The sequence below is a fragment of the Ruegeria sp. SCP10 genome (assembly GCF_040329495.1).
Lineage (GTDB): Bacteria > Pseudomonadota > Alphaproteobacteria > Rhodobacterales > Rhodobacteraceae > Ruegeria.
Genome location: NZ_JBDZYF010000081.1, coordinates 1 through 452, shown reverse-complemented (window position 1 = coordinate 452; position 452 = coordinate 1). Strand labels below are relative to the sequence as shown.

The window sequence follows — 452 nt, the reverse complement described above, 5'->3', positions numbered from 1 at the left end:
CTGCTGGTGCGGCATCCAGTTGCAGGGCATCGTCATCCAGAAAGGGCCTGGCAAGGCGGTAGGCCAGGTCCACGCCTGTTCTTGACAAATGTACCCCCCTATCTTTGAGGTAATCGGAGATTGCCTGGCTGCTGCGTTTTTGAGATTTCAGATCGAGGATGATCTGCATGACATCACGGGTCACCGCCTTGGGCATACTCCGCGCAGGTAAGCCCACATCCGCTCGAAGCGCTTTGCTGATCGTTGCATGGCTAATTTGAATGTTCTCCGCTTTCAGCGCGGCGCTGATCTTTTTGCCAGACAACCCCTGGCCTCTCAACGCCTTGATCTTCTCAAATACCTCCGGGGTCACTTTTCCAGATGCTGCTGGCTGATCCAGTGCCTGCAGCATGTGCTGAATATCGGGAGAGGCCTGCTGATATCCCGTCTCCCGGAAACTGCGCCACGATTCT

1 protein-coding gene is annotated in these 452 nt (G+C 55.5%); it reads right to left on the bottom strand.

Going from position 1 to position 452, the window contains the following annotated elements; genetic code table 11:
• Nucleotides 1-452, bottom strand: a 452-nt coding sequence (locus ABLN87_RS22365) for a hypothetical protein (protein ID WP_353014317.1), incomplete at both ends; no start/stop codon positions are given.